Origin of the sequence: Mycetohabitans sp. B2, from assembly GCF_021733735.1 — a bacterium.
Taxonomy (GTDB): Bacteria; Pseudomonadota; Gammaproteobacteria; order Burkholderiales; family Burkholderiaceae; genus Mycetohabitans; species Mycetohabitans rhizoxinica.
The window spans coordinates 1-255 of record NZ_JAHKSP010000165.1 but is presented as its reverse complement, the minus strand read 5'-3'; the positions used below and the strand labels follow the sequence as shown (position 1 = coordinate 255).

General features: G+C 60.8%; 1 protein-coding gene. It reads right to left on the bottom strand.

Annotated features, from left to right (window positions below):
- Positions 1–255: hypothetical protein (locus tag KPG66_RS17235; RefSeq protein ID WP_237071660.1), on the bottom strand; the 255-nt coding region annotated here is incomplete at both ends.

Below are 255 nucleotides of genomic sequence, written 5' to 3'. Positions count from 1 at the left end.
AGTGGTTCTCGATAGCCGAGTAGCTCAGCGTGCCAGTCTTCAGGCGATTCTGATCTTTCGCCGCTTCGCTCGAAATATACGCCCCCTTCAGATCGGTGTTGCCCTTCACGGCAATGTCAAAACCGCCTTCGCCAGCCTCGATCCCCGCCTGCTCGGCAACGCTCGCGTAGTGGCCACGCGCGTTACCGTTCTGCACGTTGAAACTGGCACTGCCCCCACCCTGGCTCACGTTAAGCCCGACGCCCGCGCTATGCT